The 14,860-nt window shown below is 73.1% G+C and carries 11 protein-coding genes; 7 read left to right on the top strand and 4 right to left on the bottom strand.

Annotation, left to right across the window (positions count from 1 at the left end; genetic code table 11):
• Window positions 1–11: 11 nt before the first annotated feature.
• Entirely contained in the window at window positions 12–1,196 is a 1,185-nt protein-coding gene (locus ACULK4_RS15960; RefSeq protein ID WP_445963373.1) for a chaplin family protein, read from the bottom strand.
• Window positions 1,197–1,285: 89 nt separating this feature from the next.
• Window positions 1,286–2,323 carry a hypothetical protein gene (locus tag ACULK4_RS15955; protein ID WP_445963372.1) on the bottom strand — a complete coding sequence of 346 codons (1,038 nt, stop codon included), beginning with the start codon at window positions 2,321–2,323 and terminating at the stop codon, window positions 1,286–1,288.
• Between the two features lie 137 nt (window positions 2,324–2,460).
• Between ACULK4_RS15955 and ACULK4_RS15950 the strand changes: the two genes are divergently transcribed.
• The 4 genes from ACULK4_RS15950 (at window position 2,461) to ACULK4_RS15935 (ending at window position 7,791) form a co-directional block, all read left to right on the top strand.
• Entirely contained in the window at window positions 2,461–5,919 is a 3,459-nt protein-coding gene (locus tag ACULK4_RS15950) for an efflux RND transporter permease subunit (protein WP_445963371.1), read from the top strand.
• A 22-nt stretch (window positions 5,920–5,941) separates the two neighbouring features.
• Window positions 5,942–6,373, top strand: a complete 432-nt coding sequence (locus ACULK4_RS15945; RefSeq protein ID WP_445963370.1) for a hypothetical protein — start codon at window positions 5,942–5,944, stop codon at window positions 6,371–6,373.
• A 129-nt stretch (window positions 6,374–6,502) separates the two neighbouring features.
• Window positions 6,503–7,270, top strand: coding sequence for a GntR family transcriptional regulator (locus ACULK4_RS15940; protein WP_445963369.1), 768 nt, complete (start codon window positions 6,503–6,505; stop codon window positions 7,268–7,270).
• A complete protein-coding gene (locus ACULK4_RS15935) occupies window positions 7,267–7,791 on the top strand; it encodes an HAD family hydrolase (RefSeq protein ID WP_445963368.1) in 525 nt (174 codons plus the stop codon). The genes ACULK4_RS15940 and ACULK4_RS15935 overlap by 4 nt, the downstream gene beginning before the upstream one ends.
• 40 nt (window positions 7,792–7,831) lie before the next feature.
• On the opposite strand, the gene ACULK4_RS15930 is transcribed toward ACULK4_RS15935, so the two are convergent.
• Together ACULK4_RS15930 and ACULK4_RS15925 are read right to left on the bottom strand one after the other, a co-directional pair.
• Entirely contained in the window at window positions 7,832–8,203 is a 372-nt protein-coding gene (locus ACULK4_RS15930) for a nuclear transport factor 2 family protein (protein ID WP_445963367.1), read from the bottom strand.
• Window positions 8,204–8,241: 38 nt separating this feature from the next.
• Window positions 8,242–10,428, bottom strand: a complete 2,187-nt coding sequence (locus ACULK4_RS15925) for a heavy metal translocating P-type ATPase (protein WP_445963366.1) — start codon at window positions 10,426–10,428, stop codon at window positions 8,242–8,244.
• Window positions 10,429–10,571: 143 nt separating this feature from the next.
• Between ACULK4_RS15925 and ACULK4_RS15920 the strand changes: the two genes are divergently transcribed.
• The 3 genes from ACULK4_RS15920 to ACULK4_RS15910 all read left to right on the top strand — a co-directional run bounded on the left by ACULK4_RS15920 (window position 10,572) and on the right by ACULK4_RS15910 (window position 14,831).
• Window positions 10,572–13,439 (top strand): cation-translocating P-type ATPase, encoded by a 2,868-nt coding sequence (locus tag ACULK4_RS15920; protein ID WP_445963365.1) that lies wholly within the window; start codon window positions 10,572–10,574, stop codon window positions 13,437–13,439.
• Between the two features lie 42 nt (window positions 13,440–13,481).
• The gene (locus tag ACULK4_RS15915) at window positions 13,482–14,474 is read left to right on the top strand and encodes an NAD-dependent epimerase/dehydratase family protein (RefSeq protein ID WP_445963364.1); all 993 of its coding nucleotides are present in this window, start codon (window positions 13,482–13,484) and stop codon (window positions 14,472–14,474) included.
• A 96-nt stretch (window positions 14,475–14,570) separates the two neighbouring features.
• The gene (locus tag ACULK4_RS15910) at window positions 14,571–14,831 is read left to right on the top strand and encodes an SHOCT domain-containing protein (protein WP_445963363.1); all 261 of its coding nucleotides are present in this window, start codon (window positions 14,571–14,573) and stop codon (window positions 14,829–14,831) included.
• The last annotated feature ends 29 nt before the right edge of the window (window positions 14,832–14,860 follow it).

Below are 14,860 nucleotides of genomic sequence, written 5' to 3'. Positions count from 1 at the left end.
GTGTCACCCCGTCAGCGACGGAGGGCGAACCGGCGCACCCCGAGGAGCAGGGCGCCGGTCAGTGCCAGGAACAGCGCGAGCCGCTCCCAGAACCCGGCGTCGAGCCCGGTCGCCGCGAGCGCGCCCGTCGGCACGCCGGCCGACGAACCGGACGCGGCGACCGACCCGCCCGAGTGCGAGCCCGAGTCGGCGCCGTCACCGGGCGTCGTCGGGTCGGTCGGGTTCGTCGGGTTGGTCGGGTCGGTCGGGTCGACCGGGTTCGTCGGGTCGGTCGGCTCGGTCGGCTGGGTCGGCTGGGTCGGGTCGGTCGGTGTCACGACCGTGGTCGAGCCCCCGGTGGTCGAATCCCCGACCACCGAGACGGCGTTCCCGCCGACCGTCACCGGCAGCGACAGGTCCGGCAGGATCTGCGTGCCGCCGAGGATCGAGTCCTCGCCCGACGTCCGGGCGTCACCGCCCGAGCCGGAGCCCGCGTTCACCACGGTGGTGGCGTCCGAGGACTCCGCGTCGCCGATGACCGAGACGGCGTTCCCGCCGACCGTCACCGGCAGCGACAGGTCCGGCAGGATCTGCGTGCCGCCGAGGATCGAGTCCTCGCCCGACGTCCGGGCGTCACCGCCCGAGCCGGAGCCCGCGTTCACCACGGTGGTGGCGTCCGAGGACTCCGCGTCGCCGATGACCGAGACGGCGTTCCCGCCGACCGTGACGGGTGCGACGACGTCGACGATGCCCTGCGTTCCGCCGAGGATCGAGTCCTCACCGGAGGTGGTGGCATCCGTGCCGGACTGGTCGTCGCCCGACTCGACCACGGTGGTCGCCTCGCTCGACGACGAGTCGCCCACGACCGAGACGGCGTTGCCGCTCACGGTCACGGGCGCTGACACGTCGACGACGGCCTGGCTCCCGGAGCCGATCCCGCCATCGCCGGACGTGACCGCGACGGGCTCCGACCATGCGGTGCCCGCGTCGCCCGTCGACACCTCGGTCGTGGCGTCAGACGACTCCGAGTCGCCGATCACCGAGACCGCGTTGCCGCTGATCGTGACGGGCAGCTCGATCGAGACCCCGAGCTGCGTGCCCGACAGGATCCCGTCCTCGCCGGTCGTCTCCGACGCGTTCGCCGCGCCGGCGCCGAGGAGCACGAGCCCCCCGGTGAAGAGGGTCGCGTAGAGCGCCCTCGAAACGAATCGCTTCATGATTCCTACTCCTGAACTGGTTGGGTGTGCGCGCTGCCGGATGGCAGCGGCGACCGTCTTCCGCCTGCGGTGAGGCGGAGCGGCACCCGTCAGTCAGGGGTGGTGTCGGTGTCGAAGACCGGCGACGACGGCAGTGCGTCGTCGACCGCGTGGAGCACCAGGGACGCGAGCGCGTCGAGATCGTGGGCGGCGAACGCCGTGTCGGAGCCGGCGACGCCACCGGCGCCCGCGCCGGCGGAGGCCGAGCCGCCCGCGGGCGCACTCGTGCCCAGCGGCGTTCCCGAACCATCTCCGGACGCTCCGGGTGTCGGCGCGACCGCGCCGATCGGCGCGGCGGTCCCGGGCGGGCGCGCATCGGACATCCGGTCGGCGAAGCGCGATGCATCGATGTCGACGGATGTCGCGCCCATGCCGGGTGCGACCGCAGACCCCGCCGGGAGCGCATCGCCCGGGCCGGTTGCCGGATCGTCGGGCCCCGCCGTGCCCGGCCCGCTCGGCACGACGCCGAGGTCGGGCAGCGACGGCAGGATGCCACCGTCGGGTAGGGGTCCGAAGTCGCCGACGACGATGCCGAGCGTGCCGTCCACCGCGCCGACGACCGGCCCGAGCAGGCCGCCGAGCGTGTCGTCGCCGAGCACCGGTCCGACGACCGGAAGCGTTCCCGCGACCTCGTCGACGACGCCGATGATCGGGTCGGAGATGCTGTCCACGGGCGAGCCCTCCGCGAGATCACTCACAGCGGCGGCGAGCTCCGTCACGACCTCGGTCGCGCCGGAGTCGGCCAGGTCGAGCGTTCCGTTCGCGGCATCCGTCACCGTGTCGACGACGACCGGCGCGGTCTCGACGACGGGCTGGACGGGCGCGGGAGCGACCGCTTCGACGGACTCGACCGCGTCGGCGACCGGCGTCACGACGGCCACGACGGGCTCGACGACCTCGTCGGCCACGGCGTCGAGGACGCCGACGGCCGTGCCGACCGTGCCGAGCAGGCCGTTCGGGTCCTCCTCGGCGGAGGCGCTCGAGGGGCCGGAGACGAGGCTCACGACCACCCAGGCGGCAGCGAGACCCGAGCCCAGGAGGGCGGCACGCGCGAGCGGCATCCGGCTCACCGCCGTCGCTGCTCGCATGCGCCACCTCCTTCGTGCGTCCTCCACATGTGATTCGGACCATACCCTCCGAACGGATCGGATTCCAGCCCCCTTGACGCCGTGTTCAGACTTTCGGCGGACTCCGGGGGGTATGGGTCACTGCGAGAATCGACTCCATGTCCCTGCTCGCGAAGCTCAGCATGCGAAACCGCGCCCTCATCGCGCTCGTCACGATCGTGGTCGCGATCTTCGGGGGCATCGCGCTCACGAACCTCAAGCAGGAACTCGCTCCGTCGATCCAGCTTCCGCAGCTGAGCATCATCACCGCGTATCCGGGTGCGTCGCCGGATGTCGTCAACGCCGACGTGTCCACACCGATCGAGACCGCCATCCAGGGCATCAGCGGCCTCGACTCGACGTCGACCACGAGCTCGACGGGCGTCTCGCGCGTCGTCGCGAGCTTCACGTTCGGCACCGACCTCGCGTTCGCCGAGCAGAAGCTGCTCTCGGCGGTGAACCGCATCGCGCCGCAGCTGCCCGACGACGTCGACCCGCAGGTCATCGCGTTCAGCTTCGACGACCTGCCCGTGACCGCGGTGGCCGTCACCGGCGCCGAGGACCCCACGACGCTGTCGGACGAGATCACCCGGACGACGCTGCCCGAGCTGCGCGACATCGACGGCGTTCGCGAGGCGACCCTCGTCGGCGACCAGGGCCGCCGCGTCGTGATCACGCCCGACCCGGCGGCGCTCGCGCAGTACGGCCTCTCGGCGCAGGCGATCCGCGACGCGCTCGCGCAGAACGGCGTGCTGCTGCCCGCGGGCGAGATCACCGAGGGCGACTCGACGTTCGCCGTGCAGGCCGGCACGCGCCTCGGCAGCGTCGAGGACGTCGCCGCGCTGCCGCTCATCGGCGCGACCGAGCAGCAGCCCGCGGCCGGGTTCCCCGAGGGCGAGTTCCCCGAGGGCGAGACCCCCGAGGGCGGGCTCCCCGACGCGGGGGTCGACGAGGGCGGGTTCCCCGGCGCGGAGGGCGTGCCCGGCGTCGACGACGGCACCGGAACCGTGACCGTACCGGTCGCACTCACGATCGGGGACGTGGCATCCGTCGGCCTCACCGGGAACCCGCAGACGAGCATCTCGCGCGTGAACGGCGAGCCCGCCCTCACGATCTCGATCACGAAGCTGCCGTCGGCGAACACCGTCGAGGTGTCGAACGCCATCGCGGCCGCACTGCCCGACCTGCAGGCCTCGCTCGACACCACCAACCCGGGAGCCGAGTTCACGGTCGTGTTCGACCAGGCGCCCTACATCGAGCGCTCCATCGAGACGCTCGCGGTCGAGGGCACGCTCGGCCTCATCTTCGCGGTGCTCGTGATCCTCGTGTTCCTGATGTCGGTGCGCGCGACCCTGGTCACCGCGATCTCGATCCCGACCTCGGTGCTCATCACGTTCATCGGGCTGCAGGCGGCCGACTACACGCTGAACATCCTCACGCTCGGCGCGCTCACGATCTCGATCGGCCGCGTCGTCGACGACTCGATCGTCGTCATCGAGAACATCAAGCGCCACTACGTCATGGGTGCCGACAAGGCGCCGACGATCATCCATGCCGTGCGCGAGGTCGCCGGCGCGATCACCGCGTCGACGATCACGACCGTCGCGGTGTTCCTGCCGATCGCGCTCGTCGAGGGCGTCACGGGCGAGCTGTTCCGCCCGTTCTCGCTCACGGTCACGATCGCGCTGCTCGCGTCGCTGCTCGTGTCGCTCACCATCGTCCCGGTGCTCGCCTACTGGTTCCTGAGGCCCTCGAAGCCGACGAAGGGTCAGACCGAAGCGGATGCCGCAGCCGCGGCCGCGTTCGTCGACGACGTGTGGCTGGCACCCGAGCTCCGCGACGCCGACGGAGGCACCGGGCTGCGGCCCAAGCCCGCGGCGGCCGATGCGGTTCCGGGCCAGGCGAGCCCCGCGGCATCCGCTCGCCCGGCCGGGCCCGGCCTCACCGACGAGCTCGAGCACCCGTCGCGCCTGCAGAAGGGCTACCTGCCGGTGCTCGGCTGGACGCTGAAGCATTCGGCCATCACGATCATCGCCGCCGTGTTCGTGCTCGCCGGCACCGTCGCGCTCGCACCGTTCATGAAGACGAACTTCCTCGGCGACAGCGGCCAGAACACGTTCCGCGTCACGCAGGAGCTCCCGGTCGGGTCGAGCCTGGCGTACCTGGCCGAGGCGTCGCTTCCCGTCGAGGAGGCCATCCGCGGCGTCGAGGGCGTCGAGACCGTGCAGGCCTCCATCGGCACCGCGACCGGCGGCGGCGCGCTCGCCGCGTTCGGCGGCAGCGGCAACACCGTCGCCTACAACGTCACCACCGACGAGGGCGCCGACCAGGCGGCGCTGCAGGAGGAGGTGCGCGCCGAGCTGAACGAGCTCGAGGAGGTCGGCGAGATCACGCTCGCCGCGCAGAGCGGCTTCGGCGCGTCGAGCGACATCGAGGTCGACATCACGGCCTCGAACCAGGAGGACCTGCGCGCGGCGACCGAGGCCATGGTCGACGAGCTGTCCGGGCTCGACTCGCTCACCCAGGTCACCTCGAACCTCGAGGAGTCGCGCCCGTACATCCAGGTCGCCATCGACCGTGCGGCGGCCGCCGAGGCCGGCTACTCCGAGGTCGCGCTCGGCGGGATCGTGTCGGCGTCGATGCAGCCGCAGTCGGCCGGCTCGATCGTCATCGACGAGCAGACGCTCACGATCTACATCGCCTCTGAGGAGCCGCCCGCCACGATCGAGGCGCTGTCGGCGCTGGCCGTGCCGACTCCCGCCGGCGCCGTTCGGCTCGACTCGCTCGCGACCGTGCAGCAGACCGATGGTCCGGCATCCGTCACGACCGTCAAGGGCCTGCGCAGCGGGACCGTGGCCGCCACGCCCGCCGGCGACGACCTCGGCACCGCGAGCGCCGAGGTGCAGGCCGCGGTCGACGCGGTCGACCTGCCCGACGGCACGTCGGCGTCGATCGGCGGCGTCACCGCCGACCAGCAGGAGTCGTTCTCGCAGCTCGGCCTCGCGCTCCTCGCCGCGATCCTCATCGTCTACATCGTGATGGTCGCCACGTTCCGCTCGCTGCTGCAGCCGCTGCTGCTGCTCGTTTCGGTGCCGTTCGCCGCGACGGGCGCGATCCTCCTGCAGGTGATCACGGGCATCCCGCTGGGCGTCGCGTCGCTCGTCGGCGTGCTCATGCTCGTCGGCATCGTCGTGACCAACGCGATCGTGCTCATCGACCTCGTGAACCAGTACCGCGATCGCGGAATGACCGTGCGCGACGCGCTGCTGCACGGCGCATCGCGACGTCTCCGCCCGATCCTGATGACGGCGCTGGCGACGATCTTCGCGCTGCTGCCGCTGGCGCTGGGCATCACGGGCAGCGGCGGGTTCATCTCGCAGCCGCTCGCGCTCGTCGTGATCGGCGGCCTGCTCTCGTCGACGGTGCTGACGCTGCTCGTGCTGCCCTCGCTGTACGACCTCGTCGAGGGCGGCCGCGAGCGGCGCCGGGCCAAGCGGGCGGCGCGCGAGGCGGAGGAGGCTCGGAAGGCCCACGGCTCCGGCAGGGACGAGCTGGCGACCGGGGCTGGCGCACGCTGATCGTCCCGGGCAGGATCGAGGCATGGAGCGAACCGGTCGCGACGTCGACGCCTTCCTCGCCGAGCTCGACGGCGAGCGCGCCGAGTCGATGCGGGAGCTCGACCGGGTGATCTCCGGCGAGTTCGCGGGCCTCGAGCGCGCCCTGTGGGAGGGCGAGTTCTGGGGCGGCACCCGTCAGGCGATCATCGGCTACGGTGCGATCAGCCAGGCACGGCCGCGCGGCGGGTCCGTCGAGTGGTTCCTCGTCGGGCTCGCCGACCAGTCGAAGCACCTCAGCGTATACGTGAACGCCGCGGAGGACGGCGAGTACCTCGTGAAGCGACGCGCGGGCGAGCTCGGGCGGGTGAAGGTCGGCTCCGCGGCGATCACGATCCCGTCGCTCGACCGGCTCGACCGCGACGGCTTCGTCGCGCTCCTGCGTCGTGCGCGCGAGCTCGAGCCCGGAGCGCGCTGACGACACGCGCGGCGCGCGCACGCGGCATCCGTCACCGCACAGCCGGGTCGCCCGCGGTTCACCGAACCTTCACCGGAAGGTCGCGTCGCGCCCACCCCCGGAGGTGCGCCGAGTCCGTACGTTCGATGCATGTCCACTGAAGCACCGCTGCACGAGCGCGTCCACGACGCCCTGCGGGAGCGCATCGGGCGGGGCGAGTGGATCGCGGGCATGCGTCTGCCGAGCGAGGCCGCGCTGTGCCGCGAGTTCGGCACGTCGCGCGGGACCGTGCGCCGGGCGCTGCTCGCGCTGCGCGAGGAGGGCTACGTCGTCGGTGGTCGGGGCCGCGCGCCGGTGGTGGGGCGGGTCGTGCCGTCGCAGCCGTTCTCGACGTTCTCGTCGTTCACGGAGTGGGCGCGCTCGATCGGCAAGACGCCGGGCCAGCGCACCCTCGAAGCGGCGCGCCGGCCGGCCCCGTCGGCGGTCGCCGGGTTCCTCGGACTCGACGAGGGAGCCGCGGTCGTGCAGGTCGTGCGCGTGCGCACGCTCGACGACGTGCCGACCATGGTCGAGCGCACCTCGTTCGCTCCCGACATCGGTGCACTCCTCGCCGACATGGACTGCGACCGCGGATCGCTGCACGCGCACCTCGTCGCGAAGGGCGTCGACCTGCGGCGCGCGCGGCACACCATCGACGCGGTCGCCGCGAACCCGCTCGACGCCGAGGCGCTCGAGGTCGGTGCGGGCAGCCCGCTGCTGCGCGAGCGCCGCATCACGTTCGACGCGGCACGTCGCCCGCTGTCGTACGCCGACGACCGCTATCGGCCCGAGCTCGCGACGTTCACGATCGAGAACGAGGTCGACCGGCGCACGCCCCTCCGCCGCTCGCACCCGACCGCCGAGGGGAGGCGCCGATGATCACGCTGGCCGTCCTCGGCTTCGAGGGCACGACGATCCGGCGGGCGTCGACGGATGCCGCGGCGGTCCCGCGCACGCCGGAGCCGCTGCGCGGGGCGGAGGCGACGCTCGCAGAGCTGCGCCGACGCGGCGTGCGGGTCGCGCTGGTGTGCGATCCGCCTCGCTCGACCGCCGAGCCGATGCTCGCCACCCTCGGCTGGACCGTCGCGGCGACGCCCGGCGGCATCGGCGTCGTCGATGCGCTCGTGTGCGCGGACGAGATCGCGGCGCTCCCGCCAGCCCCGTACGCCGTCCACCACGCCATGGAGCTCACGGGGACGCTCGACGTCCGGCAGGTGCTCGTCGCCGGCGACACGCTGGCGCTGCTCGAGGCGGGCCGCGCGGCCGGCGCGGGCTGGGTGGTGGGCGTCCTCACGGGACCCGCCCGCCGCCCCGAGCTCGAGTCGGGCCCCCACGACGCGGTGCTCTCGACGGTCAACGACCTGCTGGCGCTCGCCGTGCCGGCGGCGCCGTCGCGCTAACTCCCTCGGCCCCCCGTCGGCGTACCTCGCCCGCCGGTCGTCAGCCGACGTGCGGCCCGAGCGGCGTGCCCTGGTGGAACAGCATGCGCGGGCGGTCGCCGGCGATCCGCCAGAGCGAGCTCCGCCGGCTCCGCATGCCGTCCGCGTCGAGTGTGTAGGTGAGCAGCGCGAGGTCGGATGCCACGAGCTCGACGTGCTCGCCGGTGACGACGGCCGACTGCAGGTCGACGGCGTCGGGCCCGGTCATCACGTCGATGAGTTCGTCGCGCGTCCACAGCCGTCCGCTGCGGCCGATCTCTCGGAACGACTCGTGGAGCAGGTCTTCGAGGGCGCTGGGGTCGCGTCGGGTCTCGGGCTCGAGCAGTCGGCGCTCCGCTCCGGTCACGAGCACGGCGATGGACTCGTCTTCCATGCCCCGAGCCTATGCCCGCCGCGTCCGCCTCGCGATGCTCAACGGGCCCGCTCGAGCACGGCCTCCGCCGACGCCTCCGGGCGGAGGTCGAGGCGGCGCAGCAGCTGCGCGTTCGCCGCGACGATGACCGTCGACAGCGACATCAGGAGGGCGCCGACCGACATCGGCAGCACGAACCCGATGGGCGCGAGCACGCCCGCCGCGAGCGGCACCGCCATCAGGTTGTAGCCGGCCGCCCACCAGAGGTTCTGCTGCATCTTGCGGTACGACGCACGCGACAGCTCGATCACCGAGAGCACGGAGCGCGGGTCGCTCGAGGCGAGGATGACGCCGGCCGAGGCGATCGCGACATCCGTGCCCGCGCCGATCGCGATGCCCACGTCGGACTGCGCGAGTGCCGGGGCGTCGTTCACGCCGTCGCCGACCATCGCGACCGAGAGGCCCTCGCGCTGGAGCTCCTGCACCTTCGCGGCCTTGTCCTCGGGGCGGACGCCCGCGAAGACGCGGTCGATGCCGAGCTGCCCGGCCACCGTGTGCGCGACCGTCTCGGCGTCGCCAGTGATCATCACGACCTGGATGCCGAGCGCGTGCAGCGCGTCGACCGCCTCGCGCGACTCGGGCCGGATCTCGTCGGCCAGGGCGAGCGCTCCCGCGACCTCGCCGTCGACGACCACGTGGAGCACGGTCGCGCCGCGGTCGGCCCAGGCGTGCGACTCGGGGAGCGGCTCGAGGCCCTCGCGGGCGAGCATGCCCGGTCCGCCGACGTGCACGAGGCGACCGCCGACGCGCGCGGTGACGCCGACCGCGGCCGACGCCTCGAAGCCCGATGCCGCCTGCGGTGCGAGCGAGCGGCGGCCGGCCTCGGCGACGACGGCCTTCGCGAGCGGGTGCTCCGAGTCGTGTTCCGCGGATGCCGCGAACGCGAGCACCTCGTCCAGGGCGTGGCCGGGTGCGGCCGCGGCATCCGTCACCGCGGGCTCGCCCCGGGTCAGCGTGCCGGTCTTGTCGAAGAGGACCGCGTCGACCGTGCGCATCGTCTCGAGCGCGAGGCGGTCGGTCACGAGCACGCCGCCGCGGGCCGCGCGCTCGGTCGCGATCGACACGACGAGGGGGATCGCGAGGCCGAGGGCGTGCGGGCAGGCGATCACGAGCACGGTCACGGTGTGGATGACGCCGTCGTCGGGGAGGCCGACGTACCACCAGGCGACCGCGGTGATCGCCGCGGCGCCGAGCGCGAACCAGAACAGCCAGCCCGCGGCGCGGTCGGCGAGGCGCTGCGCGCGCGAGCTCGAGGCCTGCGCCTCGGCGACGAGCCGCTGGATGCCGGCGAGGGCGGTGTCGTCGCCGACGGCGGCGACGCGCACCCGGATCGCCGTGTCGGTCGCGACCGTGCCCGCGACGACCCGGTCGCCGGGGCCGCGGCTCACCGTGCGGGACTCGCCGGTGATCATCGACTCGTCCATCGCGGCGGTGCCGTCGACCACGTCGCCGTCGGCCGGTACACGACCGCCGGGGCGCACGATCACGATGTCGCCGATGACGAGGTCGGACGGTGAGACGGTCTCGATCTCGGGAGTGCCGGTCGAGCCGGTCGAGACCACCCGCTCGGCCTCATCGGGCAGCAACGCCGCGAGGGCGTCGAGCGCGGAGGAGGTCGCCGCGATCGAGCGCATCTCGATCCAGTGACCGAGGAGCATGATCACGATGAGGAGCGCGAGCTCCCACCAGAAGTCGAGGTGGTGCGGGAAGATCCCGAAGCTCGCACCGAGCGACGCGACGTACGCGACCGTGATCGCGAGCCCGATGAGGAGCATCATCCCGGGCTTGCGGGCCTTGAGCTCCGACCATGCGCCGGTGAGGAACGGCGAGCCGCCCCAGAAGTACATGACCGAGCCGAGCACCGGCGGGATCCACATGACGATCGGGTTGTCGGGCAGGTCGTATCCGATCAGCCCGGCGAACATGCCGCTGAACGCGATCGTGGGGATCGCGATGACGAGCATGATCCAGAACAGGCGGCGGAACTGGGCGACGTGGTCGCCGTGACCGCCGTGACCGGCGTGCGTGTCGTGCCCGCCGTGCGCACCGTGCTCGGCCTGTGCAGCGTGCATCTCGTGGCCGGTGTGCGCGTCGTGGCCGGCGTGGGCGTCGTGCCCCTCGTCGAGGGCGGCGGCGTCGACGCCGCCGTGCCGGTCGTGGGCCGGTGTACCCGGGTTCGTGTCCATGATGACCTTCCCTGCTCTGCCGGAAACTATACCCCTAGGGGGTATTCAGCACAACACCTCCGCGCCGATTCCATTCCCGGCCGGCGCATCGGCGGGACTTCGGCCCGTTGCGTCCCGCGCGAGCCCGCGAACAGGATGGGCGCATGGCGACGACCCCGGGCAAGGCGACCGACGCACCGGACCCCGCACGCATCGAGGTCGCCGAGGTCGCCGAGCGCCTCGACGTCGACCCGGAGCGCGGGCTGTCCTCCGCCGAGGCCGCGGCACGACTGGCGCTCCACGGCCCCAACGAGCTGCGCCCCGCACGCCGCATGCCGCTCTGGCGACGGGTGCTCGCCCAGCTGGCCGATCCGCTCATCGCGCTCCTCCTCGCCGCGGTCGTCGTCTCGGTCGTGGCCTGGGCCGTGGAGGGTGCTGACGGCTGGCCGATCGACGCGATCGTGATCCTCGCGATCATCGCCCTGAACGCCGTGCTCGGCCTGGTGCAGGAGTTCCGCGCCGAACAGGCCGTGGCGGCGCTCGCGGTGATGACCCGCGCCCACTCGACGGTACTCCGCGACGGCGAGCTCCGCACCGTCACGAGCGACCTGCTCGTGCCGGGCGACGTGCTCGTGCTCGCCGAGGGCGACCGGGTCGGCGCCGACGCCCGTGTGGTCCGCGCGAACGCCCTGCGCGTGGCCGAGGCGTCGCTCACGGGCGAGAGCGAGCCCGTCGGCAAGGACCCGGCCGCACTCGACCGGGACGTGCCGATCGGCGACCGCCGCGACATGGTGTTCGCCGGCACCGCCGTGAGTCGTGGGACCGGTCGTGCGATCGTCACCGCGACCGGCATGTCCACCGAGATGGGCGCCATCGCCACCATGCTCGACGAGACCGCCGAGGAGCCGACCCCGCTGCAGCTGGAGGTCGGCCACCTGGGGCGGATGCTGGGGCGCATCGTGGTCGCGATCGCGATCGTCGTGATGCTCACCGTGACGATCGCCCAGGGCATCGACACGCCCGAGGACTTTGTGACCGTGCTGCTGCTCGGAGTATCGCTCGCCGTCGCGGCCGTGCCCGAGGGGCTCCCGGCGATCATGTCGCTCGTGCTCGCGCTCGGGGTGCAGCGGATGGCGCGGCGCAACGCCGTGGTCAAGCAGCTCTCGAGCGTCGAGACGCTCGGTTCGGCATCCGTCATCTGCACCGACAAGACGGGCACGCTCACGACCAACCAGATGACGATCCAGCGCGTCGTGACCGCGTCGGGCGTCGTCGACGTCGGCGGCGTCGGCTACGCGCCCGTCGGCGGCGCGACGTCGAAGGGGCGCGAGCTCGCCGACGGGCCGCTGCGGACCGAGGCGCAGCTCGTGCTCGGCGCGGGATCGCTCGTCAACGACGCCCAGCTCGCCGAACGCCGGGGCGTCTGGGAGATCGAGGGCGATCCGACCGAGGCGGCGTTCCTCGTCGCCGCTCGCAAGATCGCCGGCACCGCCGAGGAGGCGGCCCGGTACGGGCGCGTGGGCGAGGTGCCGTTCAGCTCCGAGCGCAAGATGATGTCGACGGCGCACCGGCACGAGCGCGGCGACCTCGTCGTGCTCAGCAAGGGCGCGCCGGACGTGCTGCTGCAGCACTGCACCCGCATGCAGGTCGGCGGCGACGTCGTCCCGCTCGACCCGGTGCGGCGGGCACGCGCGCTCGCCGAGATCGAGGCGCTGTCCGAGGAGGCGTTCCGCACGCTCGCCGTCGCATACCGCCCGGCACCCGAGCTCGCCGGGGGCGACGGGGCAGCGGATGCCGCGGACTTCGACGAGTCCGCCGAGGAGGACCTCGTCTACGCGGGCGTCGTCGGCATCATCGACCCGCCTCGCGCCGCTGCGCGACCGGCGATCGCGGAGGCGCACGCCGCCGGCATCCGCGTCGTCATGATCACGGGCGACCACCCGGCGACCGCGGCCCGCATCGCCCGCGACCTCGGGATCATCGACGAGGAGGGCATCGCGTTGCCGGGCGCCCGGATCGAGGGCATGGACGAGCACCAGCTCCGGTCCGCCGTGCGCACGGTGTCGGTGTTCGCCCGCGTGGCGCCGCAGCACAAGCTCCGGATCGTCGACGCGCTGCAGGCCGAGGGGAGCATCGTCGCGATGACGGGCGACGGCGTCAACGACGCGCCCGCGCTGAAGTCGGCCGACATCGGCATCGCCATGGGCGTCACGGGCACCGAGGTCGCGAAGGAGGCGTCGGACATGGTGCTCGCCGACGACGACTTCGCGACGATCGTGCACGCGGTGCGCGAGGGCCGGGTGATCTTCGACAACATCCGGAAGTTCCTGCGCTACCTCCTCTTCTCGAACATGGGCGAGGTCCTCACGGTGTTCCTCGGCGTGGTGTTCGCGGGTGCGCTCGGCTTCGCGGGCGCGTCGGACGAGGCGGTCGTGCTGCCCCTGCTCGCGACGCAGATCCTCTGGATCAACCTCGTCACCGACTCGGGCCCGGCCCTCGCGATGGGCGTGGACCCCGAGGTCGACGACGTCATGGCGCGACCGCCGCGCGGCATCCACGACCGGGCCATCGACCTCGGCATGTGGATCGGCATCGCGACGACGGGACTCGTGATCGCGATCGCGACGCTGCTCACGATGGACGCGTTCCTCCCCGGCGGCCTGATTCCGGGCGGCACCGACACGTTCGAGGTCGCGCGCACCGCAGGGTTCACGACCCTCGTCCTCTGCGGCCTGTTCACCGCGTTCAACGCGCGCTCGGCGACCTCGAGCGCCTTCCGGTCCCTGTTCGCCAACCGCTGGTTGTGGGGTGCGGTCGCGGTCGCCGTGCTGCTGCAGGTCGCGGTCGTGTCGTGGCCGCCCCTGCAGGTGGCCTTCGGCACCCAGTCGCTGGATGCCGCGCACTGGGCGCTCTGCGTCGCGATGGCGTCGACCGTGCTGTGGGTCGAAGAGCTGCGCAAGCTCGGCATCCGGGTCGTCGCGCGGCGGCGGCGCCGGGCGGATGCCGCGTCCGCGCCGGTTCGCGCTGCGTGAACACGCACGCAGGTGCGGGCGCCGACGTGCTGGGATGACGGCATGGACGTGCTCATCCTCGGAGGAACCCAATGGCTGGGGCGGGCGCTCGCCGCAGAGGCGCTCGCGCGCGGCCACCGGGTGACCTGCCTCGCCCGCGGCGAGGCGGGTGCAGTGACACCGGGCTCCGACCTCGTGGTCGCCGACCGGGACGAACCGGGCACGGCCGCCTACGCCGACGTCGCCGGAAGCGACTGGGACGCGGTGATCGATCTCACGCGGCAGCCCGGACACGCCCGCCGTGCGGCCGCAGCCCTCGCCGCCCGCGCTCGGCACGTCGTGTTCGTCTCGTCGTGCAGCGTGTACGCCCGACACGATGAGCCGGGCGCCGACGAGTCGGCGGAGGTGCTGCCGGCGCTCGCCGCGGACGACTCCACTCCCGAGACCTACGGCGAGGGAAAGGTCGCGTGCGAGGCGGCGTGGCGTGAGGCAGCACCGGAGCGTCTCCTCGTCGTCCGTCCCGGCCTCATCGCCGGCCCCGGCGATCCGTCGGACCGGGTGGGCTACTGGGTCGCGCGTGCCGCGCGCAGCGACGAGCCCATGCTCGTGCCCGACATCCCGGATGCCGCGGTGCAGGCGATCGACGTGCGAGACCTCGTGCGGTTCGTGCTCGACGCTCTCGAGGGCGGGCTCGATGGCACGTTCGACGTGGTCGGCGAGCGGGTGGCCTTCGCGGACTGGCTCACCATGTCGCGCCAAGTCGGCGGGCACGTCGGCGAGGTCGTCGCGGTGTCCGTCGACCGACTCGCCGAGCTCGGGGTCGTCGAGTGGGCCGGGCCGGGCTCGCTGCCGCTGTGGATCGCCGATCCGACGTGGAACGCCTTCCTCGACCGCTCGAACGCGGCGGCCGTGCGCGCAGGACTCGGAGTGCGGCCGACGCGCGACCTCCTCGCCGACGTGCTCGCGTGGGAGCGGGAGGCCGGCCTCGATCGGGAACGCCGCGCCGGGCTCGACCCGGCCCGCGAACGGGAGCTCGTGCGGGTCCTTCGACCCTGAAGGCGACGCGGACGTCGGCGTACCATCGAGCCGGCGGGACGCGTCCCGCCGGACGTCCGGGGGTGATGCGGAATGTGGTGGGACCACGGCTATGGCATGGGATGGGGATGGATCTGGGTCGTCCTCCTCGTGCTGCTCATACTGGGTGCCGTCGCAGCGGTCGTCGTGCTGCTCGTGAAGGCGACGTCGAGCGGGCCGTCGTCGGCGCCGCCCGCGCAGGGGCACGGCACCGGCGCTCCGCCGAGCAACGCCCGCGCGATCGCCGAGGAGCGCCTGGCCCGGGGCGAACTCTCGCCCGACCAGTTCCGGGAGATCGTGAGGGCACTCGAAGACGGTTCGGGGCGGCAGGACGGCTGATCCGGGCGTCCGGGATCGCGGACGACGAG

The organism is Agromyces selenitireducens (assembly GCF_052748465.2).
Note: the sequence above shows the minus strand (reverse complement) of the source record. Positions and strands in the feature narration are given on the sequence as shown.

Coding starts and splice junctions, on each gene's coding strand:
- ACULK4_RS15960 (WP_445963373.1), bottom strand. CDS start 1,196: ATGAAGCGATTCGTTTCGAGGGCGCTCTACGCGACCCTCTTCACCGGG.
- ACULK4_RS15955 (WP_445963372.1), bottom strand. CDS start 2,323: ATGCGAGCAGCGACGGCGGTGAGCCGGATGCCGCTCGCGCGTGCCGCC.
- ACULK4_RS15950 (WP_445963371.1), top strand. CDS start 2,461: ATGTCCCTGCTCGCGAAGCTCAGCATGCGAAACCGCGCCCTCATCGCG.
- ACULK4_RS15945 (WP_445963370.1), top strand. CDS start 5,942: ATGGAGCGAACCGGTCGCGACGTCGACGCCTTCCTCGCCGAGCTCGAC.
- ACULK4_RS15940 (WP_445963369.1), top strand. CDS start 6,503: ATGTCCACTGAAGCACCGCTGCACGAGCGCGTCCACGACGCCCTGCGG.
- ACULK4_RS15935 (WP_445963368.1), top strand. CDS start 7,267: ATGATCACGCTGGCCGTCCTCGGCTTCGAGGGCACGACGATCCGGCGG.
- ACULK4_RS15930 (WP_445963367.1), bottom strand. CDS start 8,203: ATGGAAGACGAGTCCATCGCCGTGCTCGTGACCGGAGCGGAGCGCCGA.
- ACULK4_RS15925 (WP_445963366.1), bottom strand. CDS start 10,428: ATGGACACGAACCCGGGTACACCGGCCCACGACCGGCACGGCGGCGTC.
- ACULK4_RS15920 (WP_445963365.1), top strand. CDS start 10,572: ATGGCGACGACCCCGGGCAAGGCGACCGACGCACCGGACCCCGCACGC.
- ACULK4_RS15915 (WP_445963364.1), top strand. CDS start 13,482: ATGGACGTGCTCATCCTCGGAGGAACCCAATGGCTGGGGCGGGCGCTC.
- ACULK4_RS15910 (WP_445963363.1), top strand. CDS start 14,571: ATGGGATGGGGATGGATCTGGGTCGTCCTCCTCGTGCTGCTCATACTG.